A 24,087-nucleotide genomic window follows, 5' to 3' on the forward strand; every position below is an offset into this window, starting at 1 on the left:
ATTAAGGCTCAAAACGCGTTAAAGGCTCGATATCTATAGGCTTACGTACAGGCTTCTCGGTTGGGCTGGTGCCAGTATAAACAAAAGCGGTGATATAATCATCTGCGCTGACATTGAAGTAAGCTTTTACAGCAGGCTCATTGCATAAGAGACCCGTTCGCCATACTGTGCTAAACCCTTGAGCCTTTAGCGCCAAGATCAGATTTTGGACGGCAGCTCCAGCGCTCAGCATCTGCTCAAAGGGCGGTACTTTTTTGTGCGCTTGCATATGGGTGACGACAGTGATGATAACCGGAGCACGCAGAGGCAAATTGGCTGTTTTATGCATTGTCTTTTCTGACAGTGTCTCGCCTTCACGCTGGGCCTTTTCTTTTGCTGCCGTGACGAGTGCCTCTCCCAACTCACTGCGCGCCGCGCCTTGAGTCACAATGAAACGCCATGGACGTAGTTTTTTATGATCAGGAGCGGTCGCGGCGCATTCGATAACGGCTTTTATCTGCTCAGACGTAGGTGCAGGCATATCCAAACTACCGATACTGCGTCTTGAGTTGATCCATGCGATTAACTGCTCATCGGTCGCTTGAATGTCAGTCGTTTGAGATTTGTCTACAGCAATTGTCTTATCACCCTGATTATTATTTTGACTCATTTTTTATCCTTTTTTATTGTTCTAGTGTATTACGCTACGGTATCAACACGGTGCGCCATTTTTAGATAATCTTCTGATTGCATCTCAAGCAGGCGTGAACGCGTTCGCTCAATCTCAAAGGCGAGTTTTTCACCTTGATACAATTCGAGAATAGACTGCTGCGCCCTTACCAAAAGCTTGACGCGGCGATCGTAAAACTCATCGACCAAATAAATAAATCGGCGCGTAGGATCACGCAAATCATCATCTAACGCAGGTACCGCATTGATGAGTACGGTGTTAAATTGCTTGGCGATTTCAATAAAATCATTAGCAGAGCGCGGCTGCATACACAGTTGGCGAAAATCGCAAAATAGAATATCTTCGGTGCGCGCATTGATGGTAATCTCACGTCCATTGATAATAATAGGCTCGTCACTGATTTTTTGGTTGCTAGAGAGACTCGCAAAACGGTTGGCGAGCCAGTTATGGTTTTTCTTAGTCATAGGCGACTCATACAGCTCAGCTTGCTGTAACACCCGCAAACGGTAATCGATGCCTGCATCGATATTCATAATTGTGGTATGGCGCTCAACCTCAGCGATAGCGGGCATAAAGCGATCTCGGTGCAAGCCGTCTTTGTATAGACCTGAAGGTTCAATGTTTGATGTGGCAACCAGCGTTACACCGCGATTGAACAGCATAGTAAACAGATCACCGAGTATCATGGCATCAGAGACGTTAGAGACAAAGAACTCATCGAAACAAATGATAACGGCTTCGTTGTAGATGATGTCCGCTACTTTTTCTAGCGGATCAGACTGACCTTGCAAGGCGTTGAGCTCACGATGAACGCGCTGCATAAAGTGATGAAAATGCTGCCGCATCTTGCGCTCAATAGTCAGCGCATCATAAAACATATCCATCATCCACGTTTTACCGCGGCCAACCCCGCCCCACATATATAGACCTTTTGGCGCTTCAGGTTTGGACTTCAAAAAGCTAAAAAAGCTCTTTTTTTGCTCAGAGCCTTCATTAAGCTGATGATATAGATTGTCCAAGTAACTCATAGCCTCAAACTGCTGCTCATCTGGGGTAAACTCATCGGTACTGATGGCTTGCTCATAGCGCTGCAATGGCGATAGACTCATAATAGGACTCATTATTGAATAATTTGGGTGATAAAAGGAGCAAAAATATAAGTACGGTTGCAAGTATTAGGAAGAACGACCAAAGCTATGCTGTTCAAGCAAACTTTTAAGCTCAGAGAGATGGCCATGGAAAAAGTGTCCTGCGCCATCTACCACACTGACCGCAATACCTTGCTGTTCTGCAAAGGCTTGCATAACATTGGGACTAATGACGTCATCAGCATTACCATAGATTTCAAACGTTTTGTCTATTGGCAGACTTATATCACTAGCGTCGTTGTCTTCTACTGAAGGAGCAATAAGCGCCACATTACTGACTTCAAAGTCGCTTAGACCCCATATGTGCGGCAGCGTTGTCACTTGCTCTGCGGCGCGCGCGGTAACGTAACCGCCAAACGAGAAGCCGCCAAGCCATAATTTGCGTGCACTCGTTTGCCCTGCTATCCATTGTAGCACGGTCATCGCGTCGATCACTTCACCCTCGGCATAATCATGCTCGCCCGTTGATTGACCCACACCGCGAAAGTTGAAACGCACCGCATGCATACCATTGTCACGGGCGAAGCGATACATAGTGGTCACCACTTTATTAGTCATCGTTCCGTCAAACAAAGGATTGGGATGACATAATAGTGCTACCGTATCCGTATTAGGATCGTTTGGATTATCGTTTTGCCAGAGTGCATCGACTTCAAGTACGCCAGCAGGAGCAGAGATTAGGGGCATAATAAACAGTGTCAGTTGAAAAGAGTGATTCAATTATCCTAGATATGATTTTTATTTCAAGTAATTTGCTGTGTTCATCTGTGTATGACTTTGTCCGTCTTTATCATCAAACATTAGACATTTTAATGACTTGTATTTCGACATTCAAAGTTTTAGTACGGTCTGGTGCTAATAATATCTCTAGCGCTTGAAAGTTAAATGAGGTAATGTCGAGCGTATATCATACTCTTTAACTCTCTAATAGGATCGCTTATGACTGCCTTTCGTATAACCTTTAGCAAAACTGCTACTTTGACGACTGCTCTTGCAGCTGTGCTTGCTTTGAGTGCTTGTCAGAGCACGACATCATCACCCGTCATTCAGCGCGAAGGCTCTATCTTTGAGACCACAGGCATCGCCGATACCAAAGTAGGTGCACAACAAAATGCCATTGATAGCGCTCAAAAAACTTGCCGTAATAAGCAAGTCATCATCGTCAAAGACGAAGCTAGATACAATGGTATCTTAGATGAGCGTTCAGGCCGTATGGTTGGTCAAGTGGGCGCCGTAGTAGGTTCAATATTTGGTACGGGTTCGCCCAACTTATCGCGTGACGATGATTATGAGTATGCTATTAGTTTTCGCTGTCAGTAGTGTATCTTTGAGCGCAAGGGTATAAGTACCACAGTACAAGTCGTTGGATAAAAATAAATTCAGATAATGCGCCAATAAGTTTGCGATTCGCTAGCAGCTTATTGGCTTTGCTTTTTGTGCTAAACACTTTAGGATAGAGTGTTTTTTGAAATATATACTCCGTTAGTTTTCATCACTGTGGCTCTCTATTATGCGTAAACCCAATCTTTCGACCATTCAATCAGCCAAAGACCTTACCCCTGCCAAAGACTTGGCAACGCTAGAGGCTGAGCTGGCAGAAGCGGATGATCCACTTGAAAATACTGTACTGCGCCTAAGTGATTACTTATCCGCTGTGGATATGGTTATCAAACAAACCTTCGATCATAGGGTCTGGGTCAAAGCTGAAATTCGCAACCTATCAAGTAAGGGCGGGCATTATTACTTTGAGCTGGCCGAAAAAGACGATGATGGCAAAGTGGTTGCCAGTTGCCGAGGTAATCTCTGGCGCTTTAAAGCGGCGCGTGTGCTCGCCAAGTTCGAGCGCGCAACGGGTATGGCGCTCAGCCGTGATCTCACCGTTTTACTCAAGATATCCGCCAACTTTCATGCACAATACGGCTTTTCGCTCACTATTGAAGATATAGACCCCAGCTATACCTTGGGCGACTTGGCACGCCAATACGTAGAGATGGTCGATCGACTAAGTGGTGAAGGCCTATTAACGCTAAACGCGCAGTTGCCAAGTCCATTTGATATCGAGCACGTTCTTGTCATTGCTCCTGAAAAAGCGGCGGGCTTAGGCGACTTTCAAGCCGATGCCAATAGACTAGCATCGACAGGTGCTTGTCATTTTCATTACCATAATGCGACTTTTCAGGGCAATCATGCCCCAGGCGAGATTCGTCAAGCGATCGTCAGTGCTCAGCAGCAGTTTCAAGATAGCTATAATCGTCTGCCTGACTTACTCGTCATCATACGTGGCGGCGGCGCGGTCGGTGATTTAGCATATCTCAACGACTACGAGCTAGCCGCAATAGTCGCAGAACAGCCTGTACCCGTTTGGGTGGGTATCGGTCATGAACGTGATAAAGTGATATTAGATGAGGTGGCGCACACGAGTTTTGATACGCCCTCCAAAGTGATAGCTGCGATTATGAGTCATCTGACGACCTTGGTCACGCAAACCTTGGCGTACCAAGCTCAGATCAAACAAGCAGCACGATATCAACTGACGCTAGCTGAGCAGCGTACTGCTCGTCAATTAAGCCAAGTACAAACCCAAACAGTGGGACAGCTTACAGCTTTGCAAAAGGACAGCAAGCACGCATGGCAAAGCGTACAGCAAAGCGCCAATAGACAAATCAAACAAGCTAAGCGTCTGAGTACTGAGCACCATCAACAAATTAAAGATATGGCTTATCAGCATGTCATTCGCGCTACTAAGGATGTTGCACGCTATCAGCAAACCATCGTGCAAAGTGCACAGCAGCACATCATACAGGCACAGCGTGAAAGCGCGCATCTACGTGATATTGTGCTGTTACATCGACCAGCGCGGGTATTAAATCAAGGCTATACCATGCTGACAGATAAAGCTGGCAAACAGATATTTACCAGCAGCAGTCAGTTGCATGCTGACCAAACGCTGACTATCGTCCTAAAAGATGGCAGCGCTACTGCACGTATCAAAAACGTCATTATTGATAACAGCGCTGCTGATGACTCTACAGACACTAGCGATGCGGTATAACCAACAAACTTAAAAAACTCTATTTGAACTCACTCGAAAATGCTAGGAAAAAGCTATGACAACCTCTACTCGCAAACGCAAAAAAGCCGCCCCAAAAACTTTTAAGGCCGCTTATGATATCCTAAAAACCAACGCCGCTGAACTCCAGCAACAAGACGAGCCTGATATCGATAATCTGATGACAACGGTTGAAGAGTCTATCGCCGCTTACCGCGTGTGCGAGACGCGCATCAATGCCGTGCAACAAGCCTTGGATGCAGCTTTTGCTGAAGAAGATGCTGTTAGTACAGACTCTAAAAGCTAGCGCTGAGATTTAGTTATGACCCTTATCCCTGAATATTAGTCCAGCTCATCCACCTCAAACACTTGGCGCAAATAAGCCAGATAAGTATCGTTATTGATCATGGTTTTTCCAGGGCTATCCGATATCTTGGCAACTGGTTGTCCATTACACTCAACCAGTTTGAGGACAATGTTGATTTGTGTTAACCCCATGTCATTGGTCAAGTTGGTACCGATACCGAAGCTGGTTCTAATCCGATCTTTGAAGTACTGATGCAAGTCCCAAGCCTTTTGCATATCTAAACCATCACTAAAGGTCAAAATCTTAGTCTTGGGATCTATCTTGAGCTTTTGATAATGGGCAATAGCTTTGTCGCCCCAAACATAGGGGTCACCACTGTCGTGACGCAGCCCGTCAAACAACTTGGCAAAGTACAGATCAAAATCACGCAAGAACGCGTCCATACCGACGACATCTGTCAGCGCAATCCCTAAGTCACCGCGATATTCGTGTACCCATGCTTCAAGCGCAGCTTTTTGCGAATCTCGCAGACGCACATCCAAGGCTTGAAAGGCTTGCATAAACTCATGTGCCATCGTGCCTATTGGAGTCATTCCGAGCTTTTTGGCAAGATACACGTTGGAGGTGCCGCCCACAATCTTAGGTTCAGCTTCATGCAAGGTCTCGACCACATGCGCCTGCCAGCGTTTGCTAAAGCGTCTACGCGTACCAAAATCAGCAATGATAAATGGCGGTTTGCCCAGCTCTGAGTCTTGTGCATTGGCGTACTCGCGTAGCAGACCAACCTTGGTATCTAGCCTACGCTGACCTTCTGTGATGACCGCTGAATTTGATAGAGCATCGAAATAAAGCTCGTTAACGATAGCCAAAACAAAGACTTCAAAGAACATCGCCTGAATCATTGGTCCTTCGATCTCAATGTGCAAACGTCCTTTTTCATCAGTGTTGACTGTGACAAATCGACGCTTGAGCTGAAACAGTTCTAAATAATCGACAAAATCTGAGCGGATAAAACGCAGACCGCGCAGATATTCAAGCTCATCTTGTAAGAATCTAAGCTCACATAAGCTATCTAGTTGCTCCTCTAATGCGTCTTTAATAGAGGCAAGCGGATAGGCAGAATCATCATTATTGCGGCAGCGAAAGCGATATACGCCATGAGTCTGTGGAAATTGATGCAACATAGCTTGTAGCATGGTGAATTTGTACAAATCATTATCAAGTAAGGATGTAATGATGGGCGTAAAAGGTACGGTCATAGGACAACCTTAGAAGCAGCAAAAGTATAAAAGCGAAAAGGTAAATAAAATAGCATCGGCTATTAGAAATAAGGTTTAGGCCAAGCGCTTATTTCGTTTAGAAGTATAACTGATTTTATGGGTTTCATATCTTAACCTAAAAAACGCTAAGAGACCTCCTAGCGTTTTTTAGGTTAAGATACTAGATAAACCTTTTGAAGGGTTTGAGTTTTAAAATAAAGTACTACGCTTTTGCACTCATAAACTGCGCGACATAATCATCCGCAGGATTGACGCGTAGCTCATTTGGTGTGCCTGTTTGTACCAAGCGTCCACCGTTTAGAATGCTAATACGCTGACCGACTTTGACCGCTTCATCGATATCATGGGTGATGAACACAATCGTTCTATTAAGACGCGCTTGTAGCTCAAGTAACTGATCTTGTAATTGCGCCCGAATCAAAGGATCAAGCGCCGAGAACGCCTCATCCATTAGCAGGACAGGCGTATCCATCGCCAGCGCCCGTGCTAGCCCAACGCGCTGCTGCATACCACCAGATAATTCATCAGGGTAGCTGTTCTCAAGATTGGGTAGTCCGACCTCATTTAACCAGTGACGCGCGATATCATGACGCTCGCTTGTGCTCATCTTGCGTACTCGTAGTCCATAGGCGACGTTTTGCATAACGGTCATATGCGGCATCAGACCAAAATGCTGAAACACCATACTGACGGTCTGCTGACGATAGTTCTGTAGTGCCTTGTCATCCAATTCTAAGATATTGATAGCTACGTCGGATATGGTGGCTGGCGAGTTTAAATTCTCAGTATTTGCCAAGCTTTTGGCAAATCTATCGTTTGATACCTCATCATTATTTAAGGTGGTATTGGCATCAATCGACGTATCTACCCATATCTTACCTGAGGTTGGATCAATCAAGCGATTGAGATGGCGTATCAAGGTTGATTTGCCAGAACCTGACAGCCCCATGATGCAATGTAGCTCCCCTGCTTTAATCGTAAGATTGATATCATAAAGCCCAACTGAATACCCTGTCTGCTTTTTGACCTCAATGCTATTCATACCATCCGCTAACAAAGCTAGCGCCGACTCGGATTGACTAGGGCTGGCGTTATATATCTTACTGATGTTTTCTAGTTGAATATGATTCATTACTATTCTCTATTGTGAGTACTCAGAACGCTCTACCCTATATGCCGGCGACGCGCGTGGATTGTTTTTTGACGCGCGCGGCGACCTTGACCAAAAGCTTGGGTGATACGGTCGATGATAATCGCCATAATGACAATCGCAGTACCCGCTTGCAATCCTTGACCGATATTAAGCGTTTGGATAGATTGCAACACATCCTCGCCTAGACCTGGCGCGCCAATCATCGACGCTAGTACCACCATTGCCAGCGACATCATGACCGCCTGATTGACCCCGGCCATAATGCTGGGCAGCGCTTGCGGTAGCTTGACCCAGATGAGCAGTTGCAAATGAGTGCTACCAAATGAGCGACCCGCCTCGATCATCTCATGATTGACTTGAGTGATACCCAGCGTCGTCAGGCGAATCAGTGGCGGCAAAGCATAAATGACCGTCGCAAACAGCGCGGGCACCTTGCCAATACCGAATAGCATCAACACAGGTATCAGATACACAAAACTTGGCATCGTTTGCATGACGTCAAGTATCGGGGTGACTATCTTGCGTAGTATCTGACTTCCTGACATCGCGATACCAATCGGGATACCAATCACAACCGTCACCAGTACTGATACAATCAAGAGTGCTAAGGTATCGACTAAAGCGCCCCATAATCCAAACGCACCAATCAAGAACAGCCCCGCGCCGCAGGCGAGAGCAAACCATATCTTACGCACCCCAAACCACGCTAATATCGCAACAGCTGCGATAATAAGCCATGGCGGAATAATGGTTAAAACGCGCTCGATAGGGAGTAACAAATAAGTCAAAGTGACGCTACTAATACTACGAAAAACATCGCCGTATTCTCTAACTACGGTTGCCAGCGCCGTATTAAGCGAGTCCTCAAGTGACCATGAGGGAAAGCTTGATGATAGCGCCAGTAAGCTATTGGTTGGCGCTGCGGTATTCAAAGGCGTATTAGCATCGGTATCGCCCGCGCTACCTTGTGCAGCGTTTATACCCAAAGCTATCGCTAGGTTGTTTGCTGCTTCAGCTGACATCCACTCTTGCCAGACGCTAGGGTTTTCACGCAAGAACACCAAAGCTTGCTCATCGCCACTGCGCTTGTTTTCACTCATCGCCAAAATAGCGCCATTGAGCTGCTCAGGGGTGAACTGTACTTTTTTATAAGCCTCACTCAGCTCAGGGGTATCATTGATAAAAGGTGTTGAGGCAGCGATTTTGAGTGGTGAAACCGGAAATCCTGAGACACAATTAGAAGTACCATCTGCGAGCAACAAGTCTTGCCAGCACTCATCAATATGTTCAGGAAAGGCAATAGGTGCAAAATCGTATTTGGCGATCAAGCCCGTTGGCTGCCAGTAATAAAAAAGTAGTGGTTTACGCTGCTCAAATGCAGAGGCAATCTCGGCATCGAGCGCCGCACCTGTCCCTGGATGCGCATTGTTAAAGACACTATCCAAACCTGTGTTTTTGAGCAAGCGCGTATTAAAGATCTCACACGCCCAGCCTGAGGGACAGTTCATAAACCGCGAGCGTTTTGGGTCTTCTGGGTCTCGGAACAGTTCAGCGTATTTGGGCAGATCCTCGTAACGTCGCAGACCCGGATTGTCATCGATGACGTACTGCGGTACATACCAGCCTTGTGTCGCGCCGCCCTCAAGCGTATCGCCAATGACCGCAACTTTATTGTCAGTGATGGCTTGCTCCATGATGGGTGAGCGCCCTACCCACTGCTCACTTATGATCTGAATGTCGTTTTGCGAGAGTGCCGTTTCAAGCGCAGGACCTGCACCAGGCACTTCTTCAACTGCGCAGCCATAACCACTTTCGGTAATGTATTTGAGCACACCTGTTGTGAATTGACCACTCTCCCATGTCAATGCGCCAAACTTGATCGGTGTATCACAAGTCGCTGAGTTCGTAGCTGCAGAAGCTGTCGACATCGAGACGATCGACCATACAAATGAGCTTAGCAGTAGTAAACTAAGTGCAATCCATTGGCGCATGAGCAATCCTATTTATGGTTCTAACTATGGTTTTAAAAATGCCTGCTTATAATAAAAGATAATAAAATGATTTATGTCTTAGCTTTATCACCCTTAACGTGTTGATTTAAAGTGTAGCGATTTAGCATAAAGATAACAAATGCTTATTTAACCAAAATATAGCGTCTGGTCTTATTTTTCACAAAAAAAGCGCCTATATCTATAAGCGCTTTTTGTTAGTAACGTTTTAAGAGTGATCTATTTTAAGAACATACCCATAGCTTTTTTGAAGAAGCCGCCATAAGGAGGTAATAAGAAATTCATACCATTAAGCTTGGTCTGTACAAACACAGGCTTCATATGGCTTAAACGCTCAAAGCCCGCTTTGCCGTGATAAGCGCCTGTACCTGAATGTCCAACGCCGCCAAATGGCAAATCGTGCTGTACGACATGCAAGATAACCTCATTGATACACAAGCCGCCTGATACTGTATTTGAGCGCACTCTATCAATGTCGCTATTATTATCACCAAACACATAAAGCGCTAGTGGACGAGGACGCGCGTTTACAAAGCTAATGGCATCATTAAGCGTCTCATAATGCATGAGCGGTAGTACAGGTGCAAATATCTCATTCTTCATGACATCACTACCAGACGTCGGTTCAACGACCACAACTGGCGGCATCAAACGCGTTTCGGTGTTTGAGCTGATATCGGTCAATGGATAGACGCCTTGACCTTGCAAGCTATCGATGTAACCTTGTACACGCTTAAATTGCGAACCATTGATAATCCGCGAGTAATCAGGATTGTTCTCGATATCTGGGTAGTGCTTATCCATCCACTCTCTAGCGAGCCTAATAAACTCGTCATGATGCTTACGCTGAATCAATACATAATCTGGCGCAATACAAGTTTGACCGGCGTTTAGCGTCTTACCCATCATTACGCGATTGACCGCCGCTTCTAAATTGGCACCTTCTAATACAATCACAGGTGATTTGCCGCCAAGCTCAAGAGTAACGGGCGTCAAATTAGGTGCGGCGGCGGCCATTATCTTTTTGCCAACCGCGGTAGAGCCAGTATAGAGCAGATGATCAAACGGTAGCTTGCTGAACTCTTCGGCAATCTCAACTTCGCCTAGCACCACAGAAACCATATCGGGCGAAAAATAATGCGCGACTAGTTTTGCAAACGTTTCTGCAAACTTAGGCGCCGCTTCACTCATTTTGATCATAATGCGATTGCCTGCGGCAATCGCATCAATCATCGGTCCTATTGCCAAAAACAGTGGATAGTTCCATGGCACCATGATACCGACTAGTCCTAAAGGCTGTGGCTGAATCTCATTGTGCGCGGGACGATACAGGGCAGATATCGGCATACGCTGCGGCTTCATCCACTTTTTGCCATGCTTTTTGGCATGGCTGATACCCGTAAAGCTTGGAAACAGCTCAGCGAACTGCGTCTCAGACTGGCTGCGATAGCCAAAATCTTCGCTAATAGATTTGGAGATCTGTTCTTGATTATCACTAAGCAGCAGCTCAAGATTATCAAGCTGCGTCTCACGCTCATACCAGTCATTCATCGGCTGGCTACGGCTAAGCGCTTGCATACGAGTAAACTGAGCTTGCATCTCTTCAACGGTATTGATAATGCTCATAGTACGACCTGTGTGCATCTGTGTATTATCTTGAGTAATTACATCATTATCTGTCATTTGTCTTCCTTGTCATGTCTAGAGTAAGTGAACCCCAGCCAGTGTGAGCCACTGTCAGTTGCTGTTTAATGTAGCGCAAGCCTATCGCAATGAAAAGTGTATTTGGCGTACTGGCAGGTTTGTATAGTAGAATAAAACGAGCTAAATGATGAGCTGTCGTTTGTTAGAGCTGCTACAATCGGTGGTGACCATCCTTATTAATAAAGTTGCTCATTGTTGCTGTTATCTCTCTTTATTAGGGCTATAAGCGCAATTTAAAGCGCGACTTCGGTAACCACAAATCTTAAGACTGTGACGACTATGCAAAATAATATGCACCCTATTAACGACGCGCTAGTGACCAATTCGTTATCAAAAGCTGATTACGTAGCGACCCATGAGGCAATGCTGGCGCGTACCCTTGAGCGCATTGAATTAAAAAAGCACACGCAGCGCACCCCCGACGAGTTATGGATAGTCGATCATAATGATGTCTATACTTTGGGGCAAGCGAGCAAAAAAGAGCATATATTGCAGCAGACAGATACCCCTATTATCCAAACCGATCGCGGCGGACAAGTCACTTGGCACGGGTCTGGGCAACTGGTGTTATATTGGCTATTTGATTTGGACAGTTTGGGCTGGAGCGTACGCAATCTCGTTTCTCATGCCGAGCAAGCGCTAGAAGATGTGCTTAATGACTGTCTGATATCTGCTCAAAATAAAAATCACATCAGTGCTCATGCACGTAGCGATGCTCCAGGCGTTTATCTATATAATAGTCACTTATCGAACCGCTCTGCTGACGACGATACGATTATGCTCGGTAAAATTGCCTCACTTGGGTTCAAGATTAAACGCGGCTTTAGCTATCATGGTATTGCACTTAATCTAAATTGCGATTTGTCCGCTTTTGATGCTATCAACCCTTGTGGTTATGCTGGCATGCAAATGCTACGTTTGGCAGACTTTGCCGCTATGGACGCCAATTCATTAAGTTATGAGCAAGTCACTCAACAACTCATCGATAATATCGCCAAGCGTCACGCCGGCCATATTCAGCTGCGTCCTATTGCAACTAAATCTTAAACGCTTAAAACTCGAAGCTCTAAATCATAATTTATTCTTCTGAGTCCTATTTTGCATAATATCGTGCCAGCTTAGACTTAAGGGATACAACAAAATCCAATCCAAACTTGTTATACTCGCAAACCGTAGTAACCCCTTACCCTTTACTTATAAAAACATATTCATTAGGAGCCCCTTATGGCAGATTTTAATAAAATTTTGGACGCAGGTGATGTAGACGGCGGAATTATCAACGTTGTGGTTGAGATTCCAACCGGTAGCAGTCACAAGATCGAGTGGAACCGCGAGCTGGCTGTGTTTGAGCTGGACCGTGTTGATCCGCAGATTTTTGCCAAGCCTTGTAACTATGGTTTTATCCCGCAAACGCTTGACGAAGACGGCGATGAGCTTGATGCGCTAATCATTACAGAGCAGCCATTGCCTACTGGTATCTTCTTAAAAGCTAAAGTTATTGGCGTTATGAGATTCGTTGATGACGGCGAAGTTGATGATAAAATCGTCGTCGTTCCTGCTGATGACCGTGATACAGGCAATGCTTATAACAGCTTGGATGACCTTCCAAAGCAGTTAATCAATCAGTTACAGTTTCACTTTAGCCATTATAAAGATTTGAAAAAAGCGGGTACAACCGTCGTTGAGTCTTGGGGCGATGTAAATGAAGCCAAAGAAATCATTAAAGAGTCTATCCAACGCTGGAAAGATATGTAAGCCTTCGGTTTTTTGTTAGACGTTATCAAATTTACCGCAATTATTTTGATTGCGGTTTTTTTGTGACTAAAATTGAGTGCTACAAAGTTACTTTTGAAAAATTACTCTTAAGAAGCAACTCTTAAAAATTTGCTATAATAAAGTGACGCATATGACGCTTGATAAGGATGACTATGTTTAACCCTGATGCCTCTTCAAAAAACACTAGCGCCAAGCAAAAAAAATTACCTAGATCGGTCATTATGATGATCGAAAAAGGCAACCTTGTGATGGCCATCAAAGATTTGGCGCAAGATGAAAACATAAGTATGGACGCTGCTAAAGCGCGCATTGATGCTTATGATACCGCCCTAAAAAACAAGCAGCAGCAAAAGCTTAATAGCATTGCTAGCAAGCAAGGTATTCCCAATAGCGCGCTGAGTTTTGATCAAGAGCAATCGGTAGAAGGATTTGATCCGTTAACTAAAGATCGCGTTAAATCGACACCTCAAGAGCAAGGCTTTAAGAGTCTGCAACGTGGGGTTGCAAGTCAACTGGATGATATAGGCTATAAAAAACCTATCATCCCCTACCTTGTTAAACGCGTGCTCGTAATCGTGCTTATCATGGCGGGACTATTTTGGATATTGTGGCGCGTTTTTAGCTGATACCATAGTACGTGACAAAATCACATTTGGTAAGGATATGACATAAAAAAGGGAATGCCGATGCATTCCCTTTTTTATTATGATATAGGCAATTAGTGATATTCACCTGGTAAGATTTTGGCAAAGGCGCGCTGAGCTAGGTTAGGTTTAGAGTCTGTAGTAAGCGCTGCATCAGAGCTTGGGAAGATGCGATAACCGATCGACTGAATACCGACGTTGATTGCTGGCGCTAAGGAGTAAGTCGCTGAGGCAAATTTACCCATATTACTGGCAATGCTATTGGGTTTGTCTACGATCGCCCGAGCTATCATGAGGGCAGCTTCGTTAGGCATCAGCGCTGGCATATACTTATAAAGTTTAGTCGGTGCGATCATAGGTGTGCGCACGAGTGGCATAAAGATATTGGTAATCGTGATATTATCGCCTTTAACTTCGGCGGCTAGGCAGCGACTAAAAGCATCTAGTGCAGATTTTGAGGCGACATAAGCTGCAAAACGTGGACTGTTTGCTTGTACGCCGATCGATGAGATATTAACGATTTGACCGGATTGCTGCTCTATCATACCATGCAAGAAGGCGAGAATAATTTTGACTGCGCCGAAATAGTTAATGTCCATCGTACGCTCAAAGTCATGAAAACGATTGACTGACTCGTGGACTGAGCGGCGAATTGATCGTCCTGCATTATTGACGAGTACATCGATATTACCAAAGTCCGAATTAATCTGTTCGCTGACCTTTTCGATATCCTCCATGTTTGTCAAATCACACGGATAATAGCTGGCTTTGCCGCCAAGCTCTTCGATGTTCTCTTTGACTTTTTTTAGCTTCTCTTCTGTACGTGCCAACATAATAACGTGTGCACCGCATTCACTTAACAAATAGGCGGTGCGCTCTCCGATACCACTTGACGCCCCCGTAATGATGATGTTTTTGCCTTTAACAGACTTACTGATAGTTCTCTTTGAGGGATTGGCCATGAAATATCCTTATTGTTGGGTGGTTATCGATACATTAATGTTCCCTATTAATGCGTAGATTTAGCATAACAAAGATGAGCACTGCTTACTGCTCAAACCGCTTTATTTATTTATGAGTAACCTACCTATTGTTGTTTGATGACTAAAATTTGTCAAGTCTATTGTTAGACTGCGCAGACGAGAGGCACCATTGGATTTATAGAAGGTGTTATATAGAGCAGTTATCACTTTGTAGTGACTGTATTTGTTCAATATCTGTTCAACAAAAGCAACTCACCCTAATACCGTCAGCATTATCTGATAACATATCATTTCTTGGGAAGGCGCACGTTTATCTCAAAAACGAGCTATCGCTAGCCCTTATTTTATTTAATAAAGGATCGTATTTTGATAGAAATGTTAGCCCACTATATAGACTTAATCGCCAAAATTGTAGAGATGATCGGAGTATTGATCATGTTTTTTGGTCTGTTTTTTGCATTTTATAAAGCCTTTCGTGACACGCGCGGATTTACTCACGATACTTATGTTGAAATCAGACAAACGGTTGGTAAGTCGATTTTGTTAGGACTTGAGGTTTTGATCGCAGCAGATATTATGGCAACGGTCGTCACAGAACCGACTCTACGAGACGTACTTATACTAGGCTTTATCGTTCTTATTCGTACCTTTTTGAGCTTATCACTACAAGTTGAGTTAGAAGGTCGCCTTCCTTGGCAAAAAAAGAGCGAAGCATCTCCACCTCAAGCGCCTGTACCGATAAATAAGGATTAGAACGTGTTGAACATTCACAAGAATACGCTACTGATGCTACTATCAATTATTCATGCGCGCTCAAAAAGCTCTCAACCACATAAAACTGTCCAGCGGTACTCTCCTCACCATACATAGCTTGACGAAAGGCGTTGGAATTTGGGATACCCGTGGTGTACCAAGCGATGTGCTTGCGGGCAATGCGGCATCCTGAGTACTCACCGTAGAACTCATATAGCGCTTCAAGATGGGTAAGCACAATCTGCTTTATCTCACTGACACTAGGCGGTGCTAAGCGCTCACCTGTACGCAGATAGTGCTCAATATCCCGAAATATCCACGGTTGACCTTGGGCTGCGCGTCCAATCATCACCGCATCACAGCCTGTCAGGTCATAAACCTCTTGCGCTTTTTGAGCGCTGTCGATATCGCCGTTGGCAATCACAGGTATGTTCACACTGTTCTTAACTTCGCGTATAAGCTCGTACCTAGCCAAACCGGTATACATATCTTCACGAGTGCGACCATGAATAGCAATGGCGGCAATACCTGCTTGCTCAGCGCGCTTGGCAACGCGCAAGATATTCTCCGCGCCATTTTCAAAGCCTAAACGCGTCTTTAGAGTGACAGGTGCGTTTACGCTATTTACCGCAGTATCGAGTAGCCGCGCCACCAAATCCTCATCCTGCAACAGCGCTGAACCTGCCAGCTTACGGCAAACTTTTTTGGCAGGACAGCCCATGTTAATATCGATGATTTGTGCACCATTATCGACCTGATACTGTGCCGCTTGCGCCAATTTATCAGGTTCCGCACCTGCAATTTGTGCTGAGATCGGCGCAATCTCGCCATCGAAATTGGCCCGGTATAAGGATTTTTTGCGGGCATATAGCGCAGTATCCGCAATGATCATCTCGCTTACCGCATGCCCTGCCCCAAAGGATTTACATAACTTACGAAAAGGGTTGTCAGTGACTCCAGCCATCGGCGCGACTATCAAACGATTCTCAATAGTCAAACCGCCGATCATTAGCGGTTGCAATAACGGGTGATCATCCGCTGCTGACAGATGCATGTCAGGACTAATTTTGGGCAAAGATAAAATATCAATAGACATAAAAAACGGCTTAAATCTTAAGAAAGACAAGCCGCTATTTTAAGGGTTAAGAGATATATTGCAAGAGGATCTGACTCTTTTGTAGCGCTCTATAGCACGTCAGTTAGGGTGTATCGATCACCGCTGCCAGCCGCTGCGCTAGATCAGCAAGCTTATCATTGTCCGCCATCTTTGCAGCATGAACGCCTAATTCATGGATGCTACCGGGTATCAGGTGAATATGATAGTGAAATACCGTTTGCCCCGCTTGTGCGCCGTTTAACTGCATCTGAATGATACCTTCGCGCGCGAATACCTGACGCTGCGCGTTCATCACCTTTTTGGCCGTCATCAGTACTGCCGCTGCATATTCAGGCTCTAGATCTGCCAAATCAACAGCTTTCTGTTTCGGAATGACGAGTACATGGCCTTCTGCTTGCGGCATAATATCCATAAAGGCTAGAGTTTTTTCATCTTCATAGACTTTGTGATGAGGGATATCACCGTTGAGCATTTTGGCAAAAATATTGTTTTCGTCGTAATAAGCTGGCTTGTTTTGAGTCATTAGTCTAATCCTTCTTTGATAAAATGATATTGGCATTAGTATAGTGAACGAGACAAAGGCAAACCACAAGGCATTACGATAATAAAGCGGCGTTCTACAAAGCGTCCTACAAAGCATATTAGTGTCATTACCATTACTGCTATGAGATACTACGATGAGCACAGATTTTGGGCACTAAATATTAGCGAAAAGCACCCTAAAATGCTATACTAGGAGCCTATTTTGACGACGATAATTCTATGGATTCGACGCAATTATACGATCAAATATCAGTACAGTCAGGCTACGCCTCGGTAGGCAATACGTCGACATATACTCCTGATGACCAAGAGCACATACCTATTGATGCCAGCGTCAAACCTACTCTAGAACCAAACGCTCTCATCATTGCACAAGCCCTTACTGACGCTGCTATTAGTTGGCGTATTCATAATTGCAAAGTGACCAAAAGAACAGCGACTCAAGATGAGCCATTGCCGTTTTTGTATCACTATGATAGCTTAGACGACGCCATCAAGCAGGCGCATCCATTAACTCCTAATTTGCTTGCTCAATTTAATACCGTGATGAGTGCTCAGGATGCTGCCACACTTATCGAGATTGATAGCGAATTGATGGCCAGTCCTTGGCATATCAAAGTAATTGGATCTCTCGTTGTATTTAGCGAAGCGCTGCAACTAGCAGTGCGTTTACAATGGACCAATACAGGCAAGGCAACTGAGCAGCTATATACACAGAACAAGGACGACGCGATAATAGCGGCCTTTAAAGACTGGCGTTTTTTTGGTCGTGTTGATGTGCTCTATAAGAACCGTCAGCAAACGCTAGTTAGTATCGATGAACACGACGTAAATGATGAGCCTGTGCTCATTGTCGATGCCAGTCCCGAATATCAACAGCTACCAGCTACTCACGCTCTATCAGCTATCGCTAAAATCGAGACAGAAAAAGACAAGTTGCCTTGGTTTGAGGCTGCTATCTTAGAGCGCCTTGAGTAATAGCTCTTTTTAAACGTGTCATTACAACTCTATTTATTTGTAAGGAATATCACATGGATTATCGCTCAAAAACCTCTACCGGTGGTCGTAACATGGCAGGTGCACGAGCACTCTGGCGGGCAACTGGCATGACCGATGGCGACTTTGGCAAACCCATCATTGCGATTGCCAACTCATTTACCCAGTTCGTACCGGGTCATGTGCATCTAAAAGACTTAGGTCAACTGGTCGCACGTGAGATTGAGCAAGCAGGCGGCGTTGCAAAAGAGTTCAATACCATTGCCGTCGATGACGGTATCGCGATGGGTCACAGTGGTATGCTGTACTCCCTACCAAGTCGTGATTTGATTGCGGACTCTGTGGAATATATGGTCAATGCTCATTGTGCCGATGCGCTTGTGTGTATCTCTAACTGCGATAAAATCACTCCCGGTATGTTGATGGCAGCAATGCGCCTCAATATTCCAGTGGTATTTGTCTCAGGCGGGCCCATGGAAGCGGGCAAAATTCTTGCCAGTACGGTCGGTCAAAGCCATAACAACGAAGACAGTAAAGGCAGTACCATTCGTAAACTGGATCTCGTCGATGCGATGATGGATGCCGCTGACGATAGTATTAGTGATGAAGATGTCGCTGCTATAGAAGTCTCAGCGTGTCCCACTTGTGGTTCATGCTCTGGTATGTTTACTGCCAACTCGATGAACTGCTTAACCGAAGCCTTGGGATTGGCCTTACCGGGTAATGGCTCGTTACTCGCCACTCATTCACTGCGCCGTGAGCTGTTTTTAGAAGCTGGGCGCACTATTGTCTCGCTTGCCAAACGTCGCTATGAGCAAGATGATGACTCGGTATTGCCGCGCTCCATCGCTAGCAAAGCGGCGTTCGAGAACGCCATGACATTAGATATCGCGATGGGTGGCTCGACCAATACTATTTTGCATTTGTTGGCAGCAGCGAACGAAGCAGAACTTGACTTTAAAATGTCAGATGTCGATCGTCTAAGTCGCGGTGTGCCTTGCCTAGCAAAAGTCGCTCCTGCCTCGCAAAAATACCATATGGAAGATGTGCATCGTGCCGGCGGTGTCTTTGCATTATTGGCCGAGCTTGATCGTGCTGGATTATTGAAGACTGACGTACCAACTATCCATAGCGCGACGATGAAAGCGGCGATTGATAAATGGGACATCATGAACCCTGATAATCAAGAAGCACGCGCGCGCTTCCTTGCAGCACCTGGTGGCGTACGCACCACTGAGGCATTTTCACAATCAAAAGAATGGTCAAACCTCGACGTCAACCGTGAGTCAGGTTGCATCCGTAGCGCCAAGCATGCTTATTCAGAAGATGGTGGCCTTGCAGTACTATACGGTAATATTGCTGAGCGCGGCTGCGTGGTCAAGACCGCAGGCGTCGATGAGAGTATCTTAACGTTTACGGGTCGTGCGCGTATTTTTGAATCACAAGATGATGCGGTAGAAGCGGTACTTAGTGACGACATAGTCGCAGGCGATGTGGTTATTATTCGTTATGAGGGTCCAAAAGGTGGCCCTGGTATGCAAGAGATGCTCTATCCAACGACTTATCTGAAGTCAAAAGGTCTAGGTAAGGAGTGTGCCCTACTCACTGACGGTCGCTTCTCTGGTGGCACTTCAGGATTGTCCATTGGTCATGCCAGCCCAGAGGCCGCTGAAGGCGGCGCTATCGGTTTAGTGGTCGAAGGCGATACCATACACATCGACATCCCCAATCGTACGATTAACATGCAAGTGAGTGACGCCGATCTAGCAGCGCGGCGCACCCAGATGGACGCTCGTGATCGCGATGCATGGAAACCTGTAAGCCGCGTGCGTCATGTATCCCCAGCTTTGCGTGCTTATGCGGCAATGACGACTAGTGCTGATACGGGCGCAGTACGTGATGTTAGCCAAGTTGAGCGCTAAGCGCAAGAATTTTGGTTTCATACTCCAAACACAATAATCATCTCAGTCAGCATTCGTGCTGGCTTTCTTGTGCCCAAAAATCACTACCAAAACACAACGTATTTGCGTCTCTGATAACGTTTTTTTGCGAAAATGTGATTACTTTATCGTCATTATAAGTGACGTTTTATTAGCAACCTTTTGTCCTTATTATTAGGGTCTGTTGAACATTCAAATGTGGAACTGGCAGTGGCTATTTTTTAGACAATACGCAGTGAAATTTTTGATGCCTAGTCATTCTAGGTTAGACAATTTCGCCATGTATTGGCAAAAAATAGCCCTGCCCTAAAAGGCTGATGCTAAAATCACCCCAAACGTTGTTGTAAACCTCGCTAAGGTCTCGACATTATCGTCGATTTACGCCTGATCTAATAAAAAGTTTGATGCGATTTTAGCGATCAGCAGTCCTAATATTTGAATGTTCAACAGACCTTAAATACAACAATAAACTGGTGCAGGCAAATCTTATGATTGAGAATTACAATCAGCTTTTATTAATCGGCGGTATGGCTTTTTTGTTTGGCTCTCTATTTCCATTGATATCCAAGCGTATTCCTATCTCTTTGCCTATATTACAAGTGACCTTTGGGGCGCTTATTGGTTACTTTTGGATCACGCTGTCGTTTTTAAATCCGCTTGAGAACGGCATTATCATAGAAAAGCTCACCGAGATTGTTGTATTGGTATCCTTGGTTGGCGCTGGTATAAAAATCGATACTGAATTGGCTTGGCGACTATGGCGTCCAACCGTACGCTTACTATTGATTACGATGCCTATTGGCATATTTGCGATGGCAATTCTTGGCTACTATACTTTTGGTTTGAGTCTTGGCGCTGCTATCTTATTAGGAGCTGTATTAGCGCCAACCGATCCCGTACTGGCCTCTAGTATTCAGGTTGGGCCGCCCAATACAGGCAATGAGGACACCCCAAGATTTACCTTAACCTCAGAGGCAGGACTCAATGACGGTCTCGCCTTTCCCTTTGTATATCTAGCGATAAAGGTGGCAGAAGCTTATAGCGAAGGCAAGCGCTTTAGCCTTGAGATGCTTGGGTCATGGTTCTTGCAAGATGTGCTATGGCAGATTAGCATAGGCGTGCTTGTCGGCGTCATCGTCGGCAAGCTTATGGCAAAGGTGGTTTTTTCAAAGTATACTCGTGAGACGACTATCTCTCAGGGTTACGTAGTCATTGCGTTGACGTTGTTGTCTTATGGCATAGCGGAGTACGTCCATAGCTATGGCTTTATCGCCGTATTCGTCGCCGCTTTTTCGTTTCGGCGTTCAGAATGCGAGCACAGTTATCACGAAGAATTACATGACTTTGCCGAGCAATCTGAAGGGTTGCTCATGTCATTGGTACTCGTGACTTTTGGCATGCTCGTGGGTCAAGGATTGCAATCTGACATTGAGCTTACTTGGCAAGTCTATATCGTCAGCTTTATATTCTTGCTAATAATAAGGCCTATTGGCGGCATTATCGCCTTATCTGGACTCGATATGCACCGCACCGAAAAGTATGCGGTGTCGGCTTTGGGTATTCGCGGTATCGGCACGCTATATTATCTATCCTATGCGCTCAATCAAGGTTATTTTGCAGATGAAGACGCCATCAAACTATGGGTCGTCTGTAGTATTGTCATCTTGATATCTATCTTTATACATGGTCTGAGTGCACCTAAACTGCTAAAGATGACGCCTGATATCGACTAATTTATGATCCTAATGAATAAGTGATTAAAAGGTCGCGACTATCATGGCTTTTATCGTAAGATAAAACGGCAGTTTTGATTTTTACTTAGTGGTTACTCACTAAACTCGTTCTTTATCAATCAAATAAAGAATGGCTTCTGTTAACGCAAACTGACGAATATCGCCTAGCATAGTGGTATCAAAATTATGCACATAGGCAAACGATAATTGCCGTGATGGATCACACCAAGCGACCGAACCGTTGTAGCCCATGTGACCAAAACCAGCTTCAGTATCGGTACAGACGCTAAACAGACGATGATAACCAAGACGCCATTTCATTACCGCAGGCATAACCGCGTCCATACCGTTTGACTGTACTGATGAGAGCTGCGTGAACGTTTGCTTGTTAATGATTGTTTTGCCTTGCCATACCCCGCCATCAGCGAGCATCGCATAAATAGTCGCTAGTGCATCGGCTGAGGCAACGGCGTTGGCGGCGGGTATGATGGCTTGTAATACCTCATCAGTGTAGTAATTAATAGGCTGCATGTTAGAAGGCACTAACGCAGCTCTGTAGTTGTTGGCATTGATAGCGCTATGATCAAAATATAAACGATTAATTTGATCGGTAGTTAATTTATCAGTCTTGGTTTGAGGATGTGCCGATACTGTCTCATTGTCAGACACCAACTGTTGCCAACAAGCATAGCTTGGCAAGCTCTCATAGGTCTCTAGCGTGCTTGGTGAGTCCACTTTCAATACAGGTTTATGACGTTTAGCGCCTAGTTGTGAGCTGCCTTGCTGTAATGGCTTAAAATCCTTGCCAAGTTTGGCAACTGTATGCACCTTGTCAGCGGGCACGCCAAAATAGCAGCTATCTGCTATGCCCAGTGGCTCTGTTAAATAATGGCGCAAAGCTTGCGCTAGCGTCATATTGGTAGCGGCTTCTATCAAACCGCCAAGCACCCAACCAAAGATCAAAGCGCTATAAGCACTCTCATATCTATCCGTATCATCACTAGCACTCTTATCACCTTGATCTGGATGAGTTGTCGGCATCGCTGCGACTTTTGCCAGCATAGCCTGCCAATCGATTAGCGTCTCGCTATTTGTCTCAATAGACGCAATTGCAAATAGATTGGCCTGATGCGATAGAACATCTCTTAGAGTAATATCGGCTTTGTTATTAGCCGCGAAATCTGACCAATAGCTAGCAATGGACGTATCGTAGTTTAGCAGTCCTTGTGAGACCAAGACATGAATCAGCGTCGCTAACACCCCTTTGCCTGTAGAAAAGTTCAGAGACAACGTATCGGACTGCCAAGGGGTCTCAAGCCGTGCCATACCGATACTAACTTTTGCGATGCACGCGCCTTTTTGATAGACGACCAACGAGCCGCCTACTGGTGCGTCGTTTAATTGTAAATCAGAAAGAACTTGCTCTAGGCGCTGTTGAAACTGAGTATCAATAGTAGTAGTGCTGTTAGCTTTGGTCATAATAATTCCATTTATAGTGACTTGAACAGAGTGATTGATACCTGTTATCTTGAGAATATTTGTCTAAAAAATAAGTACTAAGTATGTATCATTGATAAAAAAAGGCAACCTGAAGGTCACCTATTCTCTATCAAGACCGTTGTCTTTTAGAACTAGCGATAATCTTTTGATTATCTTGGTACTAGCAAACGGTTACGCACTTCTTCCTCTAAACTACCTAGTCCATGACTATATCCGCGCGCCATAGCCGTATCCATCTTACGACCGCGTAGCCAGCCAGCACGCAAAGCAGAGGCGGCGCCAACACGATTGCCAGAGCCGCAATGTATTACAACTTTTTTACCATGATGCTGACGCAATATATTATCGAACGCCAGTATATTAAGCTGCTTTAGATCTTTAGCGCCGCTAATTGGCAATTGCTCATAGCTCATGCCTGCTTGCTGAACCGCATGGGCCTCATCAAATTTTAGCTCATCGTCGGGTTGTAGATTGATGACAAGCTCAACGCCTGCTTTTGCAAGCCCTGCTATTTTGTCATCATCTAGTGCCCCGCAAACGATGGTTCGCTCATCGGGACGAAAATAGGGATGTAGAACTTGATTGAGCGCCGCGCCATTATCAGTAGCGCTATACTCATCAAAATTGGCAGCGTCGTTTGTATTGGCATTACCATGTATATCAACTGGGTTTTGAGTAGATTCAGTCATAAAATTTTTATATGCGATGGTGAATAAAAGTTGCTATCGTTAGGCGCTTATCACTGATCCCTCAGTTATAAGCGCCCACCATAAAAGGCTGTA

The 24,087-nt window shown here is 45.1% G+C and carries 22 protein-coding genes; 10 read left to right on the forward strand and 12 right to left on the reverse strand.

The window, feature by feature from the left end:
• Nucleotide 1 precedes the first annotated feature (1 nt).
• The 3 genes from ACR64G_RS07280 to ACR64G_RS07290 all read right to left on the reverse strand — a co-directional run bounded on the left by ACR64G_RS07280 (nt 2) and on the right by ACR64G_RS07290 (nt 2,505).
• A complete protein-coding gene (locus ACR64G_RS07280; protein WP_435978653.1) occupies nt 2-649 on the reverse strand; it encodes a nitroreductase family protein in 648 nt (215 codons plus the stop codon).
• 29 nt (nt 650-678) lie between these two features.
• On the reverse strand, nt 679-1,779 hold the full coding sequence (gene zapE, locus ACR64G_RS07285) for a cell division protein ZapE (RefSeq protein ID WP_435978654.1): 1,101 nt from the start codon (nt 1,777-1,779) through the stop codon (nt 679-681).
• Between the two features lie 66 nt (nt 1,780-1,845).
• Nucleotides 1,846-2,505, reverse strand: a complete 660-nt coding sequence (locus ACR64G_RS07290) for an alpha/beta hydrolase (protein ID WP_435978655.1) — start codon at nt 2,503-2,505, stop codon at nt 1,846-1,848.
• Nucleotides 2,506-2,757: 252 nt separating this feature from the next.
• Here ACR64G_RS07290 and ACR64G_RS07295 point away from each other — a divergent pair, with 252 nt between their 5' ends.
• From ACR64G_RS07295 to xseB, 3 genes are all read left to right on the forward strand, one after another.
• Nucleotides 2,758-3,138, forward strand: coding sequence for a hypothetical protein (locus tag ACR64G_RS07295; protein WP_435978656.1), 381 nt, complete (start codon nt 2,758-2,760; stop codon nt 3,136-3,138).
• 190 nt (nt 3,139-3,328) lie between these two features.
• Nucleotides 3,329-4,870, forward strand: coding sequence for an exodeoxyribonuclease VII large subunit (xseA, locus tag ACR64G_RS07300; RefSeq protein ID WP_435978657.1), 1,542 nt, complete (start codon nt 3,329-3,331; stop codon nt 4,868-4,870).
• A gap of 55 nt (nt 4,871-4,925) precedes the next feature.
• On the forward strand, nt 4,926-5,174 hold the full coding sequence (gene xseB, locus ACR64G_RS07305) for an exodeoxyribonuclease VII small subunit (protein ID WP_435978658.1): 249 nt from the start codon (nt 4,926-4,928) through the stop codon (nt 5,172-5,174).
• Between the two features lie 35 nt (nt 5,175-5,209).
• Here xseB and pncB read toward each other — a convergent pair whose 3' ends face one another.
• The 4 genes from pncB to ACR64G_RS07325 form a co-directional block, all read right to left on the reverse strand.
• Nucleotides 5,210-6,433, reverse strand: coding sequence for a nicotinate phosphoribosyltransferase (pncB, locus tag ACR64G_RS07310; protein WP_435978659.1), 1,224 nt, complete (start codon nt 6,431-6,433; stop codon nt 5,210-5,212).
• 223 nt (nt 6,434-6,656) lie between these two features.
• The gene (locus tag ACR64G_RS07315) at nt 6,657-7,586 is read right to left on the reverse strand and encodes an ATP-binding cassette domain-containing protein (protein ID WP_435978660.1); all 930 of its coding nucleotides are present in this window, start codon (nt 7,584-7,586) and stop codon (nt 6,657-6,659) included.
• A 32-nt stretch (nt 7,587-7,618) separates the two neighbouring features.
• The gene (locus ACR64G_RS07320) at nt 7,619-9,598 is read right to left on the reverse strand and encodes a glycine betaine ABC transporter substrate-binding protein (protein ID WP_435978661.1); all 1,980 of its coding nucleotides are present in this window, start codon (nt 9,596-9,598) and stop codon (nt 7,619-7,621) included.
• 237 nt (nt 9,599-9,835) lie between these two features.
• Nucleotides 9,836-11,299 (reverse strand): coniferyl aldehyde dehydrogenase, encoded by a 1,464-nt coding sequence (locus ACR64G_RS07325; protein ID WP_435978662.1) that lies wholly within the window; start codon nt 11,297-11,299, stop codon nt 9,836-9,838.
• Nucleotides 11,300-11,599: 300 nt separating this feature from the next.
• Between ACR64G_RS07325 and lipB the strand changes: the two genes are divergently transcribed.
• The 3 genes from lipB (at nt 11,600) to ACR64G_RS07340 (ending at nt 13,722) form a co-directional block, all read left to right on the forward strand.
• Nucleotides 11,600-12,367, forward strand: coding sequence for a lipoyl(octanoyl) transferase LipB (lipB, locus tag ACR64G_RS07330; protein WP_435978663.1), 768 nt, complete (start codon nt 11,600-11,602; stop codon nt 12,365-12,367).
• Nucleotides 12,368-12,544: 177 nt separating this feature from the next.
• Nucleotides 12,545-13,075 (forward strand): inorganic diphosphatase, encoded by a 531-nt coding sequence (locus tag ACR64G_RS07335; RefSeq protein ID WP_435978664.1) that lies wholly within the window; start codon nt 12,545-12,547, stop codon nt 13,073-13,075.
• Between the two features lie 173 nt (nt 13,076-13,248).
• Entirely contained in the window at nt 13,249-13,722 is a 474-nt protein-coding gene (locus ACR64G_RS07340; protein ID WP_435978665.1) for a hypothetical protein, read from the forward strand.
• A 92-nt stretch (nt 13,723-13,814) separates the two neighbouring features.
• Here the strand turns inward: ACR64G_RS07340 and ACR64G_RS07345 are convergent, their stop codons facing one another.
• Nucleotides 13,815-14,702 carry an SDR family NAD(P)-dependent oxidoreductase gene (locus ACR64G_RS07345; RefSeq protein ID WP_435978666.1) on the reverse strand — a complete coding sequence of 296 codons (888 nt, stop codon included), beginning with the start codon at nt 14,700-14,702 and terminating at the stop codon, nt 13,815-13,817.
• 396 nt (nt 14,703-15,098) lie between these two features.
• On the opposite strand from ACR64G_RS07345, the gene ACR64G_RS07350 reads away from it, so the two are divergent.
• Nucleotides 15,099-15,476 (forward strand): DUF1622 domain-containing protein, encoded by a 378-nt coding sequence (locus ACR64G_RS07350; RefSeq protein WP_435980675.1) that lies wholly within the window; start codon nt 15,099-15,101, stop codon nt 15,474-15,476.
• A gap of 46 nt (nt 15,477-15,522) precedes the next feature.
• Here the strand turns inward: ACR64G_RS07350 and dusB are convergent, their stop codons facing one another.
• Together dusB and ACR64G_RS07360 are read right to left on the reverse strand one after the other, a co-directional pair.
• Nucleotides 15,523-16,530, reverse strand: a complete 1,008-nt coding sequence (gene dusB / locus ACR64G_RS07355) for a tRNA dihydrouridine synthase DusB (RefSeq protein ID WP_435980676.1) — start codon at nt 16,528-16,530, stop codon at nt 15,523-15,525.
• A 145-nt stretch (nt 16,531-16,675) separates the two neighbouring features.
• Nucleotides 16,676-17,116, reverse strand: a complete 441-nt coding sequence (locus ACR64G_RS07360) for an HIT family protein (RefSeq protein WP_435978667.1) — start codon at nt 17,114-17,116, stop codon at nt 16,676-16,678.
• Between the two features lie 239 nt (nt 17,117-17,355).
• Here ACR64G_RS07360 and ACR64G_RS07365 point away from each other — a divergent pair, with 239 nt between their 5' ends.
• The 3 genes from ACR64G_RS07365 to ACR64G_RS07375 all read left to right on the forward strand — a co-directional run bounded on the left by ACR64G_RS07365 (nt 17,356) and on the right by ACR64G_RS07375 (nt 21,805).
• On the forward strand, nt 17,356-18,114 hold the full coding sequence (locus tag ACR64G_RS07365; protein WP_435978668.1) for a hypothetical protein: 759 nt from the start codon (nt 17,356-17,358) through the stop codon (nt 18,112-18,114).
• 53 nt (nt 18,115-18,167) lie between these two features.
• A complete protein-coding gene (ilvD, locus tag ACR64G_RS07370; protein WP_435978669.1) occupies nt 18,168-20,054 on the forward strand; it encodes a dihydroxy-acid dehydratase in 1,887 nt (628 codons plus the stop codon).
• Nucleotides 20,055-20,560: 506 nt separating this feature from the next.
• Entirely contained in the window at nt 20,561-21,805 is a 1,245-nt protein-coding gene (locus ACR64G_RS07375) for a cation:proton antiporter (protein ID WP_435978670.1), read from the forward strand.
• A gap of 99 nt (nt 21,806-21,904) precedes the next feature.
• Here ACR64G_RS07375 and ACR64G_RS07380 read toward each other — a convergent pair whose 3' ends face one another.
• Together ACR64G_RS07380 and ACR64G_RS07385 are read right to left on the reverse strand one after the other, a co-directional pair.
• Nucleotides 21,905-23,284, reverse strand: coding sequence for a serine hydrolase domain-containing protein (locus ACR64G_RS07380; protein WP_435978671.1), 1,380 nt, complete (start codon nt 23,282-23,284; stop codon nt 21,905-21,907).
• 170 nt (nt 23,285-23,454) lie between these two features.
• Nucleotides 23,455-23,994 (reverse strand): beta-lactamase hydrolase domain-containing protein, encoded by a 540-nt coding sequence (locus tag ACR64G_RS07385; RefSeq protein WP_435978672.1) that lies wholly within the window; start codon nt 23,992-23,994, stop codon nt 23,455-23,457.
• Nucleotides 23,995-24,087: the final 93 nt, after the last annotated feature.

The organism is Psychrobacter sp. DM4 (genome assembly GCF_051307035.1).
Taxonomy (GTDB): Bacteria; Pseudomonadota; Gammaproteobacteria; order Pseudomonadales; family Moraxellaceae; genus Psychrobacter.

Coding starts and splice junctions, on each gene's coding strand:
- ACR64G_RS07280 (WP_435978653.1), bottom strand. CDS start 649: ATGAGTCAAAATAATAATCAGGGTGATAAGACAATTGCTGTAGACAAA.
- zapE (WP_435978654.1), bottom strand. CDS start 1,779: ATGAGTCTATCGCCATTGCAGCGCTATGAGCAAGCCATCAGTACCGAT.
- ACR64G_RS07290 (WP_435978655.1), bottom strand. CDS start 2,505: ATGCCCCTAATCTCTGCTCCTGCTGGCGTACTTGAAGTCGATGCACTC.
- ACR64G_RS07295 (WP_435978656.1), top strand. CDS start 2,758: ATGACTGCCTTTCGTATAACCTTTAGCAAAACTGCTACTTTGACGACT.
- xseA (WP_435978657.1), top strand. CDS start 3,329: ATGCGTAAACCCAATCTTTCGACCATTCAATCAGCCAAAGACCTTACC.
- xseB (WP_435978658.1), top strand. CDS start 4,926: ATGACAACCTCTACTCGCAAACGCAAAAAAGCCGCCCCAAAAACTTTT.
- pncB (WP_435978659.1), bottom strand. CDS start 6,433: ATGACCGTACCTTTTACGCCCATCATTACATCCTTACTTGATAATGAT.
- ACR64G_RS07315 (WP_435978660.1), bottom strand. CDS start 7,586: ATGAATCATATTCAACTAGAAAACATCAGTAAGATATATAACGCCAGC.
- ACR64G_RS07320 (WP_435978661.1), bottom strand. CDS start 9,598: ATGCGCCAATGGATTGCACTTAGTTTACTACTGCTAAGCTCATTTGTA.
- ACR64G_RS07325 (WP_435978662.1), bottom strand. CDS start 11,299: ATGACAGATAATGATGTAATTACTCAAGATAATACACAGATGCACACA.
- lipB (WP_435978663.1), top strand. CDS start 11,600: ATGCAAAATAATATGCACCCTATTAACGACGCGCTAGTGACCAATTCG.
- ACR64G_RS07335 (WP_435978664.1), top strand. CDS start 12,545: ATGGCAGATTTTAATAAAATTTTGGACGCAGGTGATGTAGACGGCGGA.
- ACR64G_RS07340 (WP_435978665.1), top strand. CDS start 13,249: ATGTTTAACCCTGATGCCTCTTCAAAAAACACTAGCGCCAAGCAAAAA.
- ACR64G_RS07345 (WP_435978666.1), bottom strand. CDS start 14,702: ATGGCCAATCCCTCAAAGAGAACTATCAGTAAGTCTGTTAAAGGCAAA.
- ACR64G_RS07350 (WP_435980675.1), top strand. CDS start 15,099: ATGTTAGCCCACTATATAGACTTAATCGCCAAAATTGTAGAGATGATC.
- dusB (WP_435980676.1), bottom strand. CDS start 16,530: ATGCATCTGTCAGCAGCGGATGATCACCCGTTATTGCAACCGCTAATG.
- ACR64G_RS07360 (WP_435978667.1), bottom strand. CDS start 17,116: ATGACTCAAAACAAGCCAGCTTATTACGACGAAAACAATATTTTTGCC.
- ACR64G_RS07365 (WP_435978668.1), top strand. CDS start 17,356: ATGGATTCGACGCAATTATACGATCAAATATCAGTACAGTCAGGCTAC.
- ilvD (WP_435978669.1), top strand. CDS start 18,168: ATGGATTATCGCTCAAAAACCTCTACCGGTGGTCGTAACATGGCAGGT.
- ACR64G_RS07375 (WP_435978670.1), top strand. CDS start 20,561: ATGATTGAGAATTACAATCAGCTTTTATTAATCGGCGGTATGGCTTTT.
- ACR64G_RS07380 (WP_435978671.1), bottom strand. CDS start 23,284: ATGACCAAAGCTAACAGCACTACTACTATTGATACTCAGTTTCAACAG.
- ACR64G_RS07385 (WP_435978672.1), bottom strand. CDS start 23,994: ATGACTGAATCTACTCAAAACCCAGTTGATATACATGGTAATGCCAAT.